We start from the raw sequence: 16,924 nt of genomic DNA, 5'->3' as shown, positions 1-16,924 counted from the left end.
TCCTCCTGTTGCTGATCAAAACAATATTCCTGTAATAATCCGTCAGACCGAATGTTTGCGATTAAAAGAAATATCATCCGCCTGTTGACGATCGTACTCTGGGTAATGCTGGTACCGATACTCACCTACGTGGCTTCGCTGGACCTGAAAATCGGCATAGCGATGGTAGTGGGTATTATCGGTATGGCCATCTGCCTCGTATGTGTCGTCAACTACAAGCTCGGATACTACATTTTTATCACCATCACCCTGATACTGCCCTTACTGGAGAGGATTTCCGGCTCCAGCCAGAGTGTGGGCGTAGTGATGGACGGCTTGCTGATCAGTACTTTACTGGGCTGTATTCTCCGCCGGGGCGACAAGAGCGTCAAAAAAGTGCAGTTCATGAAAGACGCGCTGCTCATCTCTTTTTATCTCTATACCCTTCTCCTCATTATCCAGATTGCTAACCCTGCGGGGCACCGCATCCTTGCCTGGTTCATCTTCTTCCGTGTTTTTGCGCGGAATATGATTTTCCTTGGCATAGGCCTGCATGTGTTCAACAGCATGAAAGACGTACGTACGTTCTTTAAGTTCTGGATCGCTATTTGTACGGCGGCAGCCATTTATGCCTGTCTGCAGCAGTGGTTCGGACTGATGCCCTACGAAAAGGCGTTTATCGCCAAATACCCCAAGATGTTCAATACCACGATCATCATTTCCGGTATCCGCATCTTTTCCTTTATGTCGGACGCGGCGTCCTTCGGTATTATCATGGCCTGCAACATTATCATCTGCCTGATACTGCTAACGGCCAAACTGTCAGCGCTGAACCTGAAAAAGAAGCTCCTGCTGATCATCTCCATCATACTACAGGGGCTCGCGCTGGCTTACTCCGGCACCCGCACCGGTTACGTGATGCTGCCGGTAGGATTGCTGCTGTTTTTGCTCACCACCCTGCGCAACCGCAATACGATCCTGATCGCCATCGCCTTCGGGTTTACCGGCCTGGTCATCCTCTTTGGTCCTTTCCATAGCAATGGTACGGTGATCCGCATACGGACCGCTTTCCTCGGAAAGCAGGACGCCTCTATGGACGTACGGGATGAAAACCGTCACCGCATACAACCTTATATTTACGACCATCCGCTGGGCGGCGGCGTGATGACCACCGGCGGCAACGGGCTGCTGTTCTACCCCGGGCACCCGGTAGCCAACCTGCAAACGGACAACGGCTACCTGCGCGCCGTACTGGAAACCGGCTGGCTGGGCGTGCTTCTGGTAGCCGCCAACTTCTTCCTGTTGATCTGTATTGCTGTCCGGAACTATTTCCGGATAGAAGGAGAAGTCAACAAACTGCTGATGTTAGGCATCGCCGCCTCTATGCTGGAGATGGCGCTGGCCCAATACGCACAGGACGCTTCCACGCTCGTGGAATCATCGATTATGCTGAACGCACTTACTGCTATCGCTATAAAAGTTAAATATCTATACGCCTTAAATACTCAATCATGAAAAAAATGCTATCTACCGTTCTGGTAATGTGTATGAGCATCTTCGCCTTCGCGCAGCTGCAGAAAAAAGATACTGCTGTGTTATTAAAAATGCCGGCGGACCCCGTGACGGTAGCCCGTTTTAAAGAAAAGCTGGTGGAACTGGCACTGCAAAACCCCGACATCAGTCAGTATGCTATCAAAAAGGAAATCAACAAATACGAAAAGAACATCGCGGGATCTGCCTGGCTGAACCACTTCACCGCTGCGGGCAACCTCAACGAGTTTACCATCAAGGGCAACAGTAACAACAATGTCAACGCCAACTACTACCCTCGTTACAACTTCGGGGTGATGTTGCCACTCGGCAATCTCATTAAAATCCCCAACGATGTCAAAAGGGTAAAAGCAGAAGGCCGTTTGCTGGAGAAACAGCGCGAAGCGGAATCCAATGCCCTGAAAGGCAAAGTGCTGGAGGCTTACGAAGAATATGCCGCCAACAAAAAACTGTTTGAGCTGCACATGCCGCTGATGGAAGACGCGCTGCAGAACTTCAACCAGACAGAAGAAAAATTCCGTGCAGGCGACCCTGCAGTTCCCCTGGAAATTTACAAACAGAATTACAGCGCTTACAACGGTGAAATGGTGAAACACATCCAGCTGGAAAAGGTTCTCCGTCAGTCTAAACTGATACTGGAGGCGCTGGTAGGCACTACGCTGGAAAATGTAATGGCGCAGTTGTAATTGTTGTTTTCATCTAAAAGGAACTGTTATGTATCGGAGAATGATGACCCTGCTAGGCTGTTTGCTGACAGGGATCATAGCAGCGGGTCAGCAGCAATATAGCCCGATGCGCAATATAGAAGTCAGGATCGGCCCCTGGCAGAAAAGACAGGCGCTGATCTACACTCCCGAAGAGAACGTGCCCGGTAAAAAATATCCGCTGCTGGTTTGTTTCCACGGGCGCAGCATTGCGGGTAAAGACCTCAGCAAGATCTTCCGGGAGGGTGTTACCCGCCAGCTGAAAGAAGGGAAAAAGATAGAGGCTGTCAACAAAAAAGACGGGCAACTGTACAAATTCATCGTAGTGGCGCCACTGGCAGAGAGCTGGTCCATGGCCCCACAGGACGTCAGCAATATGCTGGATGACGTCATCAAAAACTATCCGGTAGACACCACCAGGATGTACCTTACCGGCTACAGCGCCGGCGGATGGTCCGTGGAATCTGCCAAAACACACGAAAGGGAATTGTCTAACCGCATCGCCGGCTGCATCACCATGTCGGCCGCAAGGATAGACCCTCCCTATCTCAAACGGTATAAACTGGCGGCAGACGCAGATATCCACACCTGGTACTTTGCGGGCAACAAGGATGATTATTTCCTGAACAACGCCAAAGAGGCCATCGACAGCATCGGCAAATATAAACCCAGGCTCAACAAGCTGACGGTTTACCAGGGCGCCCACTGTTGCTGGCATTCATTTTACGATCCGCGTTACCGCGAAAACGGGATGAACATTTACGAATGGCTCCTGCAATACCAGAGCTATAACGCCATCAAGCGAAAAAAATAAGGACCCGATGAACAGACGGAAAGCCATTGCCAGAATACTGTTGTTTGGAGGCGCAGGAGCCGCCATCGCCGGCGGCGCCAGCTACTACCATTTCAACAAAAAGCCCGACCTCCTGGACCTCGACCAGTACGTGCCGCTTATCGCTGAACTGGCGGAGGTGATCATCCCGGAGACCGATACGCCCGGCGCCAAAAGCGCCGGGGTACACGACTTCATCGTGACGATGATACGCGACTGTTCATCCCGGAAGGTGCAGAACCGCTTTTTATACGGACTGGAAGACGTAGCCTCCTATGCCCGGACACAGTACAACAAGTCGTTCGTGCATTGCAGCAAGGAAGATAAAGCCGCTATCGTAGCGCATTTTGAGAAAAAAAGCCGCCCCTGGGAAGGCCTGATGGGTAAAATATCCTCCAGGCTGTTCGGAGACTCGTTTTTTATGACCCTGAAGAAGTATACCGTCATGGGCTACTGCACTTCTATGCAGGGCGCCACCAGGGCGATGGCATACGAATACATTCCGGGCCGCTATCAGGGCTGCATTCCCCTGCAACCCGGGCAACGGTGCTGGGCAACTGAATAGGCATCTATTAGCGAACGATCATGATCACTATATACCTCATATTCTTTACCGCGTTTTTTATCCTGTTTTATAACTACATAGGATACGGCATCCTGTTGTACGGCCTGATTAAAATCAAACGCCTGTTCAGCCGCCCAAAGGCGCCCGCCGCGCCGTTTGAGCCCCCGGTGACCCTGGTGGTGGCCGCCTACAACGAGGCCGATTTTATAGAGCAGAAAATCCTCAACACCCTCCAGTTGAACTACCCGTCTGAAAAACTGGAGATCATTTTCGTGACTGACGGGTCCTCCGATCAAACGCCGGCCATCGTTGCCCGCTACCCTTCCGTTAAACTGCTGCACCAGCCGCAACGGCACGGTAAAACGGCAGCCATCAACCGGGCCATGAAACAGGTAAAGCATCCCTTTGTAATCTTTTGCGATGCCAACACCCTGCTCAACGCCGACGCCGTAAAACATATCGTGAAGCATTACGCCGAAGGACACACCGGTGGCGTAGCCGGCGAGAAAAAGGTGATCGCCTCCGACGCCGCCGGGGCCGCCGCCACAGAAGGGATTTACTGGAAGTACGAGTCCTTCCTGAAAAAAATGGATGCGGAACTGTACAGCGTGGTAGGCGCCGCCGGGGAATTGTTCTCCATCAGGACCTCCCTGTACACTCCTGTGGAGGAAGAAGTAATCCTGGATGACTTTATCATCTCCCTGCGTATTAATATGGCCGGCTACCGGATCGCCTATGCTCCCGACGCCTATGCCATGGAAACGCCCTCTTCCTCCATGGAAGAGGAACATAAACGAAAAGTCAGGATCAGCGCCGGCGGCTTCCAGTCCATCGTGATGCTCCGCCCGCTGCTCAATATATTCCGTTACCCGGTATTGTCGTTTCAATATATCTCTCACCGGGTATTACGCTGGACGCTCAGTCCCCTGAGCCTCCCGCTGTTGTTGATCAGCAACATCATACTGGTATGGACAGGCGCCGGCCTGTTTTATCAAATGATGCTGGCCGGACAGGTATGCTTTTATCTGGCGGCGCTCACCGGCTATCAGCAAGCCAAAGCACATCGTAAATCAACACTGTTTTATGTCCCGTTTTATTTTCTGTTTATGAACATCGCAGTATACCAGGGCTTTCTCCGGTATCTCGCTAAAAAGCAGTCGGCCGTATGGGACAAGGCCCAAAGAAGTACACAAACACGCTAAATACCTGGAAAGATATATGGAAACACCCGCCATCGGCCATACGATTACACCCGACAAAACACCCGCGAAATTTATCGGCTATGTCCATAATTTCAGAGGGATTGCCATGATGTACATAGTAGCGGCGCATGTGTTGGTGCAATGGCCGGAAAACTCGATAGTACATAAAATCCTGGTCCTCCTTTTCCAGAATTCCACGATCTTCTTCATGTTCATCTCGGGTTTTCTTTTTCAGTATCTCGGGCATAAGTTTGAATACCGGGACTACCTCAAACGGAAATTCCAGTATGTGATATGCCCCTATCTTGTTCTGTCCGTTCCACTGATATTATACCGGGTATATGGTGGCGATGTACCGGGCTTTACGACCGATGAGCATCCGGATTTTCTCTCCTGGCCCCGATGGGAACAGGCCGGTTATTACCTCGTGCATGGCGCGCACCTGCAACAGCTATGGTTTATACCTGTCATCACGCTCTATTACCTGATCTCTCCCCTGTTACTGCAGATTGATAAACATCCGCGATTATATTACCTGCTGATACCGTTGCTGGCCATATCGCTGATATGGCAAAGAAGTGTGCTCAGCGACACGCTGGTGATGGCCGTTCATTTTCTTTCGGTATACGTGGCCGGTATGTTCACAGGCCGCTACCGTAACCAGGTGCTGGCGTTCGCCGACAGGCACCGGCTACTGATTACCCTGCTGCCGCTTGTATTGATGGGTATCACATACTTCTCCCCTGCATGGTTATACGACCGGGTAGACTTTCTTCAAAAAATACTCTTCTGCATCTTTTTCCTCTATTGGCTGTATCGTCTTGATACCAGAGTCCCGCAATGGATCGGGACCATTGCCGTATTAAGCTTCGGCATCTATTACATTCACTACTTTTTTGTGTTGTTCCTCCGGGGCGTAAGCCTCAAACTCTATCACCGGGAGATTCCCGGCAACCTGCTGACCTGGACGCTGAGCTATGTTTTTATTATGGCTGGATCTGTTGTTGCACTCAAGATCATCAAAAGAATATTAGGCAAGTATAGCAGGTATATAGTAGGTTATTAGTTAAATTATTTAATTATAAAATATTTTAGGGTTTTTCCGGTGTTTTCATTCAAGGCCGATTTTCTGCTTTTCACCGATTCTTTTATGGTATTCACGAATTTATTCACCAGCAAATGCGCATTATTTTCTATTTTGCGTCGGAATGAAACATCTACTGGGATAAGCTACTCGTCTCTTATGTCAATGTGTGAATGCCCAGGCTTTTATTTTTAATTTGCCATCTCCTCTGCAGAAACCGTAAGGGTTTATTTACTGTCGCAACACTTAAACCAAAAGTTGCCTTGTAATTACTCCGTTAATTTTTTTGACCATCCCCTGCGACCAACCAACATTATGCATATCCGTTTCCGGATGCGCATAACCGATCAACGTTCCTAATACTTAATGGGTATATATGAGAAAAATCTACTCTCTGGTCACACTGTTCATGCTGATAAGCACGCAGTTCCTGATGGCGCAAACCGGCGTCCTCGACCCCAATGATCCCGTGGTGGACTATAATCCGTCCGCCCCGCCCACACAGCCAGCCTGGAACCAGGTAGGCAAATGGGTGAGAACCAAACGGGTGAGTTTCAATACCACGTCCTACAAGGCGTACATTTACAACGGGATGCAGTTTCGCCTGAAATGGCCGAAAAACTATGATTCCACCAAAACTTATCCCATCATCATCTTCTTCCACGGACTTGGTGAAAAGGGTACCATCTATGACAACGAATATTCTTTGTATCATGGTGGAGAGCTCTTCATGAATGCAGTAGACAACGGTACCACCAATGCTTTCCTGCTTTATCCACAAAACCTTTCGGGTTACTTTGGCCCCAGCTACTACGATTACATCGTGGACCTGCTGAACAAATATTTCATCCCCCAACTGCACGTTGACCCATACCGTATTTTCGTACATGGTCTTTCCGGTGGCGGTACCGCCACCTGGGACTTTATTCAGCGTAATCCCAAACTGGTAGCCGGCTCTACACCGATCAGCGCCGCCACCAGCGACCTCGCCAACACCATCAACAGCTGGAAATATACTCCCATCTGGTGGTTCCAGGGAGGCGTCGATAACAATCCGCCACCATCCGTAACACAGTCTGTTTATAATCAGGCCATCGCCGCCGGCGCGAACGTGAAACTGAAGATCTTTGAAGGTCAGGGCCACGGCGTGTGGTACAATGCATGGCAGTCACCGGGCTATTTTGACTTCATCAACGCACTGTATAAGTCCAATCCCTGGCCGCTTTTTGGCAGGACGGAGTTTTGTGTGAATGATCCCATTAACGTAACGCTGGGCCTCACCGCCGGCTTTAACAACTACGAATGGCGCAAGGATGGCGCTGTTATCCCCGGTGCTACCTCCAACACCCTGAATGTTACTACCATCGGTACTTATGACGCCAGGGTATACAACGGCACCAGCTGGTCCGACTGGTCGCACACGCCCGTAGTCATTAAAATCAAAACGGCCACTGTAAGCCCCGATATACAAACCGCGGGCCTGATGAGCAACGTAATTCCCACACCCGAAGGTAAAGACAGCGTGGTGCTGCAGGTACCTACCGGTTATGCCAGCTACCTCTGGAAAAAATCAACCGACAATACCACCCTCGGCACCAACAATACCCTTGCCGTAAGACAAGCAGGTGACTATGTGGTGAAAGTAACAGAACAATACGGCTGTTCCAGTGATTTCTCCGATCCTTTCCGCGTGGTAGCGGCCAACGGCGCCAACGGCCCCGACGCCATTTTTGCTTTCCAGGCATCCGCAGTTTCCAGAACACAGATCGCCCTGAACTGGAGCAATAAGACAAACCCCGCATACAACGAAACGGCTTTTGAAGTATACCGCACCATTACCCCGGGTACCGGTTACGCGCTGGTTGCCAAAGTCGATGCCGACGTGCTGACCTATACCGATAATAACTTAGTGCCAAACACGAAGTACTATTATATCATCAGGCCTGTTAACAACAACGGCGCTGCCCCGGTGAGCAGCGAGGTGAACGCTACTACTATGGTAGACAGCCAGCCTCCTACCGCTCCTACCAATCTTACCGTTACCGGTACAACCCGTAGCTCTGTGGCATTGTCCTGGACACAGTCTACAGATGATGTAGGTGTTGACAAATACGATATCTATATCAACGGCGCCAAGTCCTATACCGTTAACAGCGATCAGAACACCTTCCTCGTAGGCGGGCTGACTGCCAGAACAGTATATGCTTTCACTGTAAAAGCCCGTGACATCACCGGCAACGTGTCTAATGCCAGCAACCAGGTAAGTGCAGCCACCCTTTCCAAAGGACTGAACTACCAGTATTATACCGGCACCTTCAATACACTGCCTAACTTCAACACGCTGACACCGGTTAAGACAGGCAATTCCGCTACCGTGGACCTTTCCGTAAGGACACAGGATGTCAACTACGCGATCCTCTGGCAGGGCTACATCAATATCCCGGCTACCGGCAGCTATAAATTCGAGACTAACTCCGATGACGGCAGCAAGCTGTATATCGGCACCTATAGCCCGACCGCTACAGCGCTCGTCAACAACGACGGTCTCCATGGTTCCCAGTATGCCAGCGGTACTATTAACCTGACCAAAGGCTCCTACCCCATTACCATCAGCTACTTCCAGCAGGGTGGCGGCGCCAGCATGCAGATATACTGGACCAGTACCGCAGCCAATATCAACAGCAGAACGGTCATCCCTGCATCTGCCTTTGTTGATACCATGACTATCGGCAGCACACCGGCACCGACTACGAATGTCAAGGCAACCGCCTTATCTTTCAATAAGATCAAAGTTACCTGGACCGACAACAGCACGAATGAAACCGGGTTTGAAATATACCGCTCCGAAAGCCAGGTAGGTCCGTTCGACATCGTAGCTACTACCGCCGCTAACGCTACCGCCTACACCGATAGCCTGCTTGCGCCGGAAACAACCTACTACTACCAGGTGCAGGCGATCAATCGTAATGGTAGCGCCGGCTCCAGCCTGTCCGACATCAGCGGTCTGAAATATGACTACTACGAAGCGGCCAGCTACACAACGCTGCCGGCTTTTACTGAAACACCGGTGAAATCAGGCCTTACTTCAGCAGTAACGCTGGACATGCGCAACCGTGATGCTAACTACGCCATCAAATATTCCGGCTACATCAATATCCCCACCGCCGGACAGTATACCTTCTATACTGCCTCCGACGACGGCAGCCGCCTCTATATTGATGGTTTTGGCACCAGCTACATGCTCGTCAACAATAACTATGTACAAGGCACTACCGAGCGCGCCTCCAGCAAGAAAACACTTTCGGCCGGCAAACACCTGTTCTACGTCACCTACTTCCAGGGCTCCGGCGGACAGGAACTGCACGCCCGCTGGGCCGGACCCGGCATTGCTAAACAGGACATTCCTGCCAGCGCGTTTGAAGACAATGATATCAAAGCTACCACACTGGCATTGCCACCGGTGCCCACCGCGCCGTCCGGCCTGAACGCCACTGCCGTATCGCCCAATGTCATCAACCTGAAGTGGAACGATAACTCCTCCGCTGAAACCGGCTTCGATATCTACCGCTCTGTCAATAACAACAGCAACTACGTATTGCTGACCACGATCGGCAGCAGCGACAGCGCCTACGCAGTTTACAGGGATACCGCGCTCACGGCCAACACCCCGTTCTATTACAAGATAAAAGCGAAAAACGAAGGCGGCATTAGTGGATTCTCTAATGAGGCCACTGCTACCACCCTCAACTCAGTACCTGTCTTCGCAGCGCTGACCGACAAGAAAATGCGCTTCGACGGTCAGCTGAACGTGCCCATTAACGCAACCGATGCCGATGGCGATGCACTCACCATCACCACCGCCAACCTGCCGGCCTTCGGTGCCCTGGCGGTTGCCGGCAACGGTGTAGGTAATATCACCTTCACTCCTTCCATCAGCGACGTAGGCACGTATAACAACATACAGGTAACGGTGGCCGACGGACATGGCGGCAACGTTACCCGGTCATTCAACCTGGTGGTGGACAATAACTACCCACCGGTGCTGAGCAGCATCTCCAATGTGGCCCTCGCGGAAAAAGGCACCAACATGGTTACCATTACCGCCACCGATGCCAATACTGCAGATGCGCTCACCTGGGATGTGACCAATCTGCCTTCTTTTGCCACCCTCACTACCAACGGCGGCAGCGCCACCATCGCACTGGCCCCGGGCTATGGCGACAATGGCAACTACCCTGTTACAGTGACTATATCTGACGGCAACGGCGGGTCAGACACCAAAACCTTCACTATCAGCGTGACTGCTGTAAATCCGAACTACAGCGTATACGTCAACTTCAACGATGGCACCTACAAAGCGCCTGCTCCATGGAACAACACCAATAAAGCGCAACCTGCGCTGAACGACGTGTTCGCCAACCTGCTGGACCAGACCGGGCGTAATACCGGTATCTCCATGAAGGTGATGACGAACTGGCAAACCGTCAATGGCGGCGCCAATACCAACAACTTCGGCTATACCACCAATAACAACTCCGGTATCTATCCTGATGCCGCGATGGTCAGCGCATGGTTTACCATGGCAGATAAACAAACCCTCAAGCTGAGCGGAATGGATACTGCCTATACTTACTCCTTCACGTTCTTCGGAAGCCGTGCCGGCGTAACAGACCCACGTGTGGCTGGTTATACCGTAAATGGTACCACCGTAAGCCTCAATGCCTCCAGCAATACCAGCACTACAGTTACCGCCAGCGGTATCAGGGCCAACAGCGACAGTACCATCACCGTAGACCTTACTGCCCTCAATGGTGCCGCCTATGCGTATCTCAATACCATGGTGATACAAGCCAACTACGACAACGGTAAACCGCCGGCCAAACCCGGCAACCTGACCGCCCGCAGCCTGACCGCCGGTGTGAGACTGAACTGGACAGACAGAGCGTATAACGAAACAGGTTACGAAGTATACCGCGCCAACGCCCAAAGCGGTCCGTACCAGTTGCTGAGCCCTGTGGCCAATGTGAACGACACCGCCTATACCGACCCGAATGTATCCGGTAATCATACCTACTACTACGTGGTACGCGCTATCAATGCCAATGGCGGCAATCCTTCCGACACTGTCAGCATCAACCTGCCCAATATGCCGCCGGTTATCGACAGCATCAGCAACGTAGCCATGAAAACAGATGCCATCGTGAACGTGAACATCCACGCTACCGACGATCCGGCTGATGTGATCACCCTCTCCGCTACCGGACTGCCTTCCTTTGCTACCCTGCAGAATACAGGCAACGGTACCGCTACGCTGCGGCTGGCCCCAGGCAGCACCAATATCGGCACCTTCAACATCGTGATCAACGCCCAGGATGACAAAGGCGCTCAAAGCAGCCGCACCTTCAAGGTACAGGTCACCGATAAAAACATGACGTCCGTATATGTGAACTATAACCGTGTAGAACCCGCACCGGCGCCATGGAATAACTTCAACAGCCCGGCAAATGCGAACACTACCATCTCCAACATCCTCGATGAAACCGGTACTGCCAGCGGTATCAGCGTCACCCTGCTGGATGCCCTCACCGGCGATAATAATATCGGTGCGGTGACCGGCAACAACACCGGCGTGTACCCGGATGTGGTGATGCATACGCTCTATTACGACCAGACCGGTCAGGCAAAACGCATCAGGATCAGCGGCCTGTCTGCAACGCTTAAATATAACCTGGTGTTCTTCGCCAGCCGCGAGGCAGTAAGCGATAACCGCAATACCATCTATAGCGCCGGCGGACAGTCAGTCACCCTGAATGCTGCCAGCAATACACAAAATACCGTACAGATCAACGGCCTCAGCGCAGACGCCAGCGGCAACATTGACTTCACCCTGCAACAGGCTTCCGGCTCCTTCGCCGGCTACATCGGCGCCATGGTGATACAGTCTTATGTTGACAACGGTATACCACTGGCTCCGGCCAACCTGGTGACCAGCAACCAAACCGCCAGCAGCATCCAGCTCAACTGGGCCGACAAATCCAGCAATGAAACCGGATTCGAGGTATGGCGTTCCACTGAGCGCGAGGGTACTTACACCAAGCTCACCACCACCGCTGCCAATGTAACGACCTACACCAACACCGGTCTGGCGGCCAGCACCCTCTACTTCTATAAAGTACGGGCCATCACCGCCACCAAACAGTCTGATTACAGCAATATCGCTGCCGGCGGTACACTCGCCTACGGTGTCAACATCAACTTCAACACCGTCAATCCGGCACCGTCACCGTGGAATAACACCAACGCGCTGCCATACCTGAACCAGACAATGGCCAACCCGAAAGACGGCAACGGTAACGCTACCAGCTTCAGCTGGACCATCACCGACAACTTTACCGGTACCAACCCGGCAGGGTTCCAAACCGGCAACAACAGCGGCGTATATCCCGACCTGGTGATCGCAGAATCCTACTACGTTGAACCTGGCGACACTGCCAAAATGCAGTTCGACAACCTCGATCAGTCCAAGGAATACTCCTTCACCTTCTTCGGAAGCCGCGCCAGTGGTGGCACAAGAATCACCGCATACAGCATGAACGGCAGAACGGTAACACTGGATGCTTATGACAACAGCACCAATACCGTTACACTCGACCACCTGTCACCCGATCAGAACGGTCAGATGCAGCTGGTGATTTATACCGCCAATAACACTTACGGCTATCTCAATGCCCTCGTGATCAAAGCGTATCCGAAAGAGGTAACGTCACTGGCGAAAATCGGTGGTACCGGCACCATGACTACGGCGCCGAAAACCGGCACAACGACCGGCGCTACTACCACCGGCAACGCAGCAACCGACGTAACACTGTCTCAGGTATATCCAAGCCCCTTCACCAGCTTCGTGAACGTAGCGCTCACCCAGCACGGTAAAGGCAACATGCGGATGGCACTGAAACTGCTGGACCTCAACGGCCGCATCATCAATGTAAAAGACCTCGGCCTGGTAGCCCCCGGCTCCTACCAGTTCAGAATGGATATCACCGGACGTGAACTGCCACAGGGCGTCTACCTCCTGCAGGTCCTGGCGGACAATCAAATGGTGAAAACAGTCAAACTAGTGAAACAATAGCGCATCCGCCGACAATAACTTTGAAAAAAATCCGGCGTAAAAAGCCGGATTTTTTTCAATATGACTGATCAAAAAAAATCATACTTTATAGGACTTTTACATACCTGGTTCATTTTTTTGTTAACACATAGCAGATCACCGTGGCAAACCTGAATATTAAAGCAACTGACAGCAATACTTACGACGCGATCGTTATCGGCTCCGGCATCAGCGGAGGCTGGGCGGCGAAGGAATTATGCGAGAAAGGACTGAAAACACTGCTGCTGGAAAGAGGCAGAAACGTAGAACACGTAAAGGATTATACCACCGCCACGCTGCACCCATGGGAGTTTAAACACCGCCTCAACAACCCGGAACAGGACAAACTGGAAGATCCCATTCAAAGCGGCGCGTACGACGAAAGCAGCAAACACTTTTTTGTGCGCGACAAGGAACACCCCTACATCCAGGAAAAACCCTTCAGCTGGATCAGGGGATACCAGGTGGGCGGACGCTCCCTCACCTGGGGAAGACAATGTTACCGCCTCAGCGACCTCGATTTCGAGGCCAATGCAAAAGACGGTCACGGGCCGGACTGGCCTATCCGCTACCAGGACATCGCGCCGTGGTATGATTATGTGGAGCAATTTGCCGGCATCAGCGGCCAGGCTGAAGGACTGCCCCATCTGCCCGACGGACAGTTTCTTCCGCCCATGGAGCTCAACTGCCTCGAACAACATATACGCGAACAGCTGAAACAAAAATACGACGACCGCCTGCTGACGATCGCCCGTGTGGCCAACCTGTCCAAAGGCCACAACAACCGCGGCCCCTGTCAATACCGCAACCTCTGTCACCGTGGCTGCCCCTTCGGCGGCTACTTCAGCAGCAACGGCGCCACGTTACCCGCCGCCATGGCCACCGGTAACCTGACACTCCGCCCTTTCAGCATCGTTACTGAAATCCTCTACGATAAAAATACCCGTAAAGCCAGCGGTGTGAGGATCATGGACACCGAGACGAAAGCCGTTATGGAATACCATGCCCGTATCATCTTCCTCAACGCGTCTACCGTGGCTTCGGCCGCCATACTGCTGAAATCCACGTCAGACGCCTTCCCTAACGGGTTGGGCAACAACAACGACCTGGTAGGCCGCCACCTGATGGACCATCACTTTAAAGTGGGTGCCATGGGAGAATATAACGGGTTCAAAGACCGATACTACGCCGGCCGCAGACCTGCCGGTATCTATATCCCCCGCTTCCGCAACCTCAACGGAGCCACACAGCGAACAGACTATGTGCGCGGCTTCGGCTACCAGGGTTATGCGGAAAGGGAAGCCTGGATGGACCATTACAAGATACCAGGCTATGGAGAACAGTTTAAAAAAGACATCACCAATCCCGGTAAATGGGTCATGTGGCTGGGCGCCTGGGGCGAAATGCTGCCCTATGCCGACAACCGCATCACCCTCGATCCCTCCGCCACCGATCAATGGGACCAGCCGCTGGTACGCATCAGCTTTGAAATCAAAGACAATGAAAAAGCCATGCGGAAAGATATGCGCGGAAGCGCGGAAGAGATGCTGGAAAAAAGTGGACTCACCAATATCGCCGGGTTTGACTACAACTACGTAGGCGGCGAATGCGTTCACGAAATGGGCACCGCCCGCATGGGACACGATCCCAAAACGTCCGTGCTGAATAAATGGAACCAGTTGCATGAAGTGCCCAACGTGTTTATCACCGACGGCAGCTGTATGACTTCTTCCGCTACCCAGAACCCTTCCCTGACGTACATGGCGCTGACGGCGAGGGCCTGCGACCATGCCGCGCAGCTCCTGAAGAAGAATGAACTGTAATGATTTTCTCCGGGTAAAAAAAGGCCAAAGCGGTTGTCCGCTTTGGCCTTTTTTATGAATACTGAAATGATTTATTTCCGGTAACCGGTGACGCCCATCGCAGAACCTGCCTTCGGCGTAAAGTAATTGCTGATGTCCACGTTTGCCGCGTCCAGTGTGGGGAAACGGGTATTGGCTTTGTCTCCCGTGCCTTCCACAGCGCCACCGCCATTTTCCGTATATACGTATGCGTTATAGCTGATACTACCGCCGCTCATACGGGGCTGGATAAACGCATTATCGTTAACGATCAGGGCGACCGTCATACCCTTTTCACCGTTGATGCGCAGGGAAACGCCACCGGTAAGGGCGATGGTATTGTTATTGATCGTTACCGGCGCCCGGTCGGTGCCCCTGAAACTGATGCCGTCATTGGCGCCCTGGCTGTTGTTTACAAAAAGGTTATTGCTGATGACGTGTTTGGAGCCGTTTTCGCCGGAGCCATAGAACTGCAGCAGTTCTCCCCAGCCGTCGTGCACGTAGTTGTCGTGCACGTAGGTATTGGTGGTACGGCCGCCGATCAGGATACCGCCGTTGTGGGAACTGTTATGTTTCATGCCCCAGTTGGTAACGGTATTGTTGTATACTTCCAGCTTGTCGATCGCCGCTGTCTGAATACCATCGGCACCGCCATCCTGCACGGAGTTGTTATAGATTTTTACATTGTGCCATTTAATGGGCTGTACGTACTGGCTGCCGGGATTAAAGCCGGATGAACTGCCGTAGTAGGAAGTATTGGCAGTCAGGTCCCAGTAGGTAGCTGTATGGCCGATGTACATGGCTTCATTGTTGGTGCCGCTGATAGCCACATCATGAATCAGCAGGTTCTCCATCTGTGAGTTGGGATAATAGGTGGAGGGATCGCCTTTCACCGGGTCTGTTTTGGCCCATATGCCTGTACCGCCGTTACGGATGGTCAGGTTTCTGATTTCGATATTGTCAGTGTGTTTGCTCAATACCAGGTTAAAGTAAGCGTCTCTGGCGGGGTGGACCGAGCCGTCGATGACGAAGTTGGCCCGGGAAGACTCGCTTCCTACTTTCAGATAGTGGCAGTTGATCAGGCTCAGTGCCTCAGCCCAGGACCCGCCGTTCCAGTCGGGGTTCCCTATTTTTACGACAGTGCCGTCAAAATTACGGATAACGATCGGGTTACCTGAAGTGCCACTCAGATTAAGGATATTAATAGATAAAAAACGGCCTTTCAGGTTCAGCGCATCACCGCCTTTATACGGACTTTTGGCGCCGTCAATCACGAGGCGGCCATTGGCGTCCGGTACCAGTACATACTCCTTCCCTTTTACAGGCGGATTGGGTTTGGAGGGCTGTTCCGGCGTTTCCTCCGCAGGGGGCTTCTCCGGCGTAACAACCGTTTTGTTACAACTTCCGAAATAGATGATCACAATAAATGCAAGCTTCAACATAAGCAGTTTGGAAGTAAGGTGGTGCTTCTTCATGGTTCTTCAAAAAAATAATGGTATAAAATATCCCCGCTAACGCGGTTGGTTTGCCGGATACGGATGGTCATGCAATGGAGAAAGAAGCCAGTGTGGCTGTGTTCAGGCAATATGGAACCTGATGGTTTTAATTTTTCAGCCGTGAAGATCAAAAATTTTTTGATAGAAAAACACTTGCCAGACTGCAACAGATATGCGGCCGAACGATTAGACAATTTTTTAGGGATAAACACACCCGCAAAACGGTATGCTAAAAAATACATACCGCTTCCCGAGATCCTTTCCTGCGCTGAAACGCAGGCCCACAAAGCATATTAGGGTATTTTATATATATTTATAGTATAAATATATAATTTTTTTTGAAGATTTTGAAGATTTTTTTTGCACCCCGGTCAAAGAACTGTTTTACCATTAAAGGAAACCGGGACATCAGTGCAAGCCATTGGCTAAATCAATCAACTCCAGGCCCCGGATTAAAAGCAGAAGGCGATTGATAATCATTTATCAATCGCCTTCCCGTTATGTTATACTGAAAGTAGAAAGC

Annotated in this window: 9 protein-coding genes; 8 read left to right on the top strand and 1 reads right to left on the bottom strand. The window is 51.6% G+C overall.

Translation table 11 applies throughout. The features are described from left to right. Positions 1 to 51 precede the first annotated feature (51 nt). From B5D63_RS32160 to B5D63_RS32125, 8 genes are all read left to right on the top strand, one after another. Entirely contained in the window at positions 52 to 1,494 is a 1,443-nt protein-coding gene (locus B5D63_RS32160; protein WP_078672991.1) for an O-antigen ligase family protein, read from the top strand. Continuing rightward, a complete protein-coding gene (locus tag B5D63_RS32155; RefSeq protein WP_078672990.1) occupies positions 1,491 to 2,216 on the top strand; it encodes a TolC family protein in 726 nt (241 codons plus the stop codon). The genes B5D63_RS32160 and B5D63_RS32155 overlap by 4 nt, the downstream gene beginning before the upstream one ends. A gap of 28 nt (positions 2,217 to 2,244) precedes the next feature. Next, positions 2,245 to 3,048, top strand: a complete 804-nt coding sequence (locus B5D63_RS32150; protein ID WP_143313256.1) for a carboxylesterase family protein — start codon at positions 2,245 to 2,247, stop codon at positions 3,046 to 3,048. 7 nt (positions 3,049 to 3,055) lie between these two features. After that, positions 3,056 to 3,631 (top strand): gluconate 2-dehydrogenase subunit 3 family protein, encoded by a 576-nt coding sequence (locus B5D63_RS32145; RefSeq protein ID WP_078672988.1) that lies wholly within the window; start codon positions 3,056 to 3,058, stop codon positions 3,629 to 3,631. A 20-nt stretch (positions 3,632 to 3,651) separates the two neighbouring features. Beyond that, entirely contained in the window at positions 3,652 to 4,833 is a 1,182-nt protein-coding gene (locus B5D63_RS32140) for a glycosyltransferase family 2 protein (protein WP_078672987.1), read from the top strand. 16 nt (positions 4,834 to 4,849) lie between these two features. Then, positions 4,850 to 5,899 (top strand): acyltransferase family protein, encoded by a 1,050-nt coding sequence (locus tag B5D63_RS32135; RefSeq protein WP_078672986.1) that lies wholly within the window; start codon positions 4,850 to 4,852, stop codon positions 5,897 to 5,899. Between the two features lie 394 nt (positions 5,900 to 6,293). Further along, positions 6,294 to 13,046 (top strand): fibronectin type III domain-containing protein, encoded by a 6,753-nt coding sequence (locus tag B5D63_RS32130; protein WP_078672985.1) that lies wholly within the window; start codon positions 6,294 to 6,296, stop codon positions 13,044 to 13,046. Between the two features lie 140 nt (positions 13,047 to 13,186). Continuing rightward, positions 13,187 to 14,887, top strand: coding sequence for a GMC oxidoreductase (locus tag B5D63_RS32125; protein WP_078672984.1), 1,701 nt, complete (start codon positions 13,187 to 13,189; stop codon positions 14,885 to 14,887). Between the two features lie 71 nt (positions 14,888 to 14,958). On the opposite strand, the gene B5D63_RS32120 is transcribed toward B5D63_RS32125, so the two are convergent. Next, on the bottom strand, positions 14,959 to 16,347 hold the full coding sequence (locus tag B5D63_RS32120) for a right-handed parallel beta-helix repeat-containing protein (protein ID WP_078673065.1): 1,389 nt from the start codon (positions 16,345 to 16,347) through the stop codon (positions 14,959 to 14,961). Between the last annotated feature and the right edge of the window lie 577 nt (positions 16,348 to 16,924).

It is taken from the genome of Chitinophaga eiseniae (assembly GCF_900167135.1).
GTDB lineage: Bacteria > Bacteroidota > Bacteroidia > Chitinophagales > Chitinophagaceae > Chitinophaga > Chitinophaga eiseniae.
This window is presented reverse-complemented; position numbering and strand designations above follow the sequence as displayed.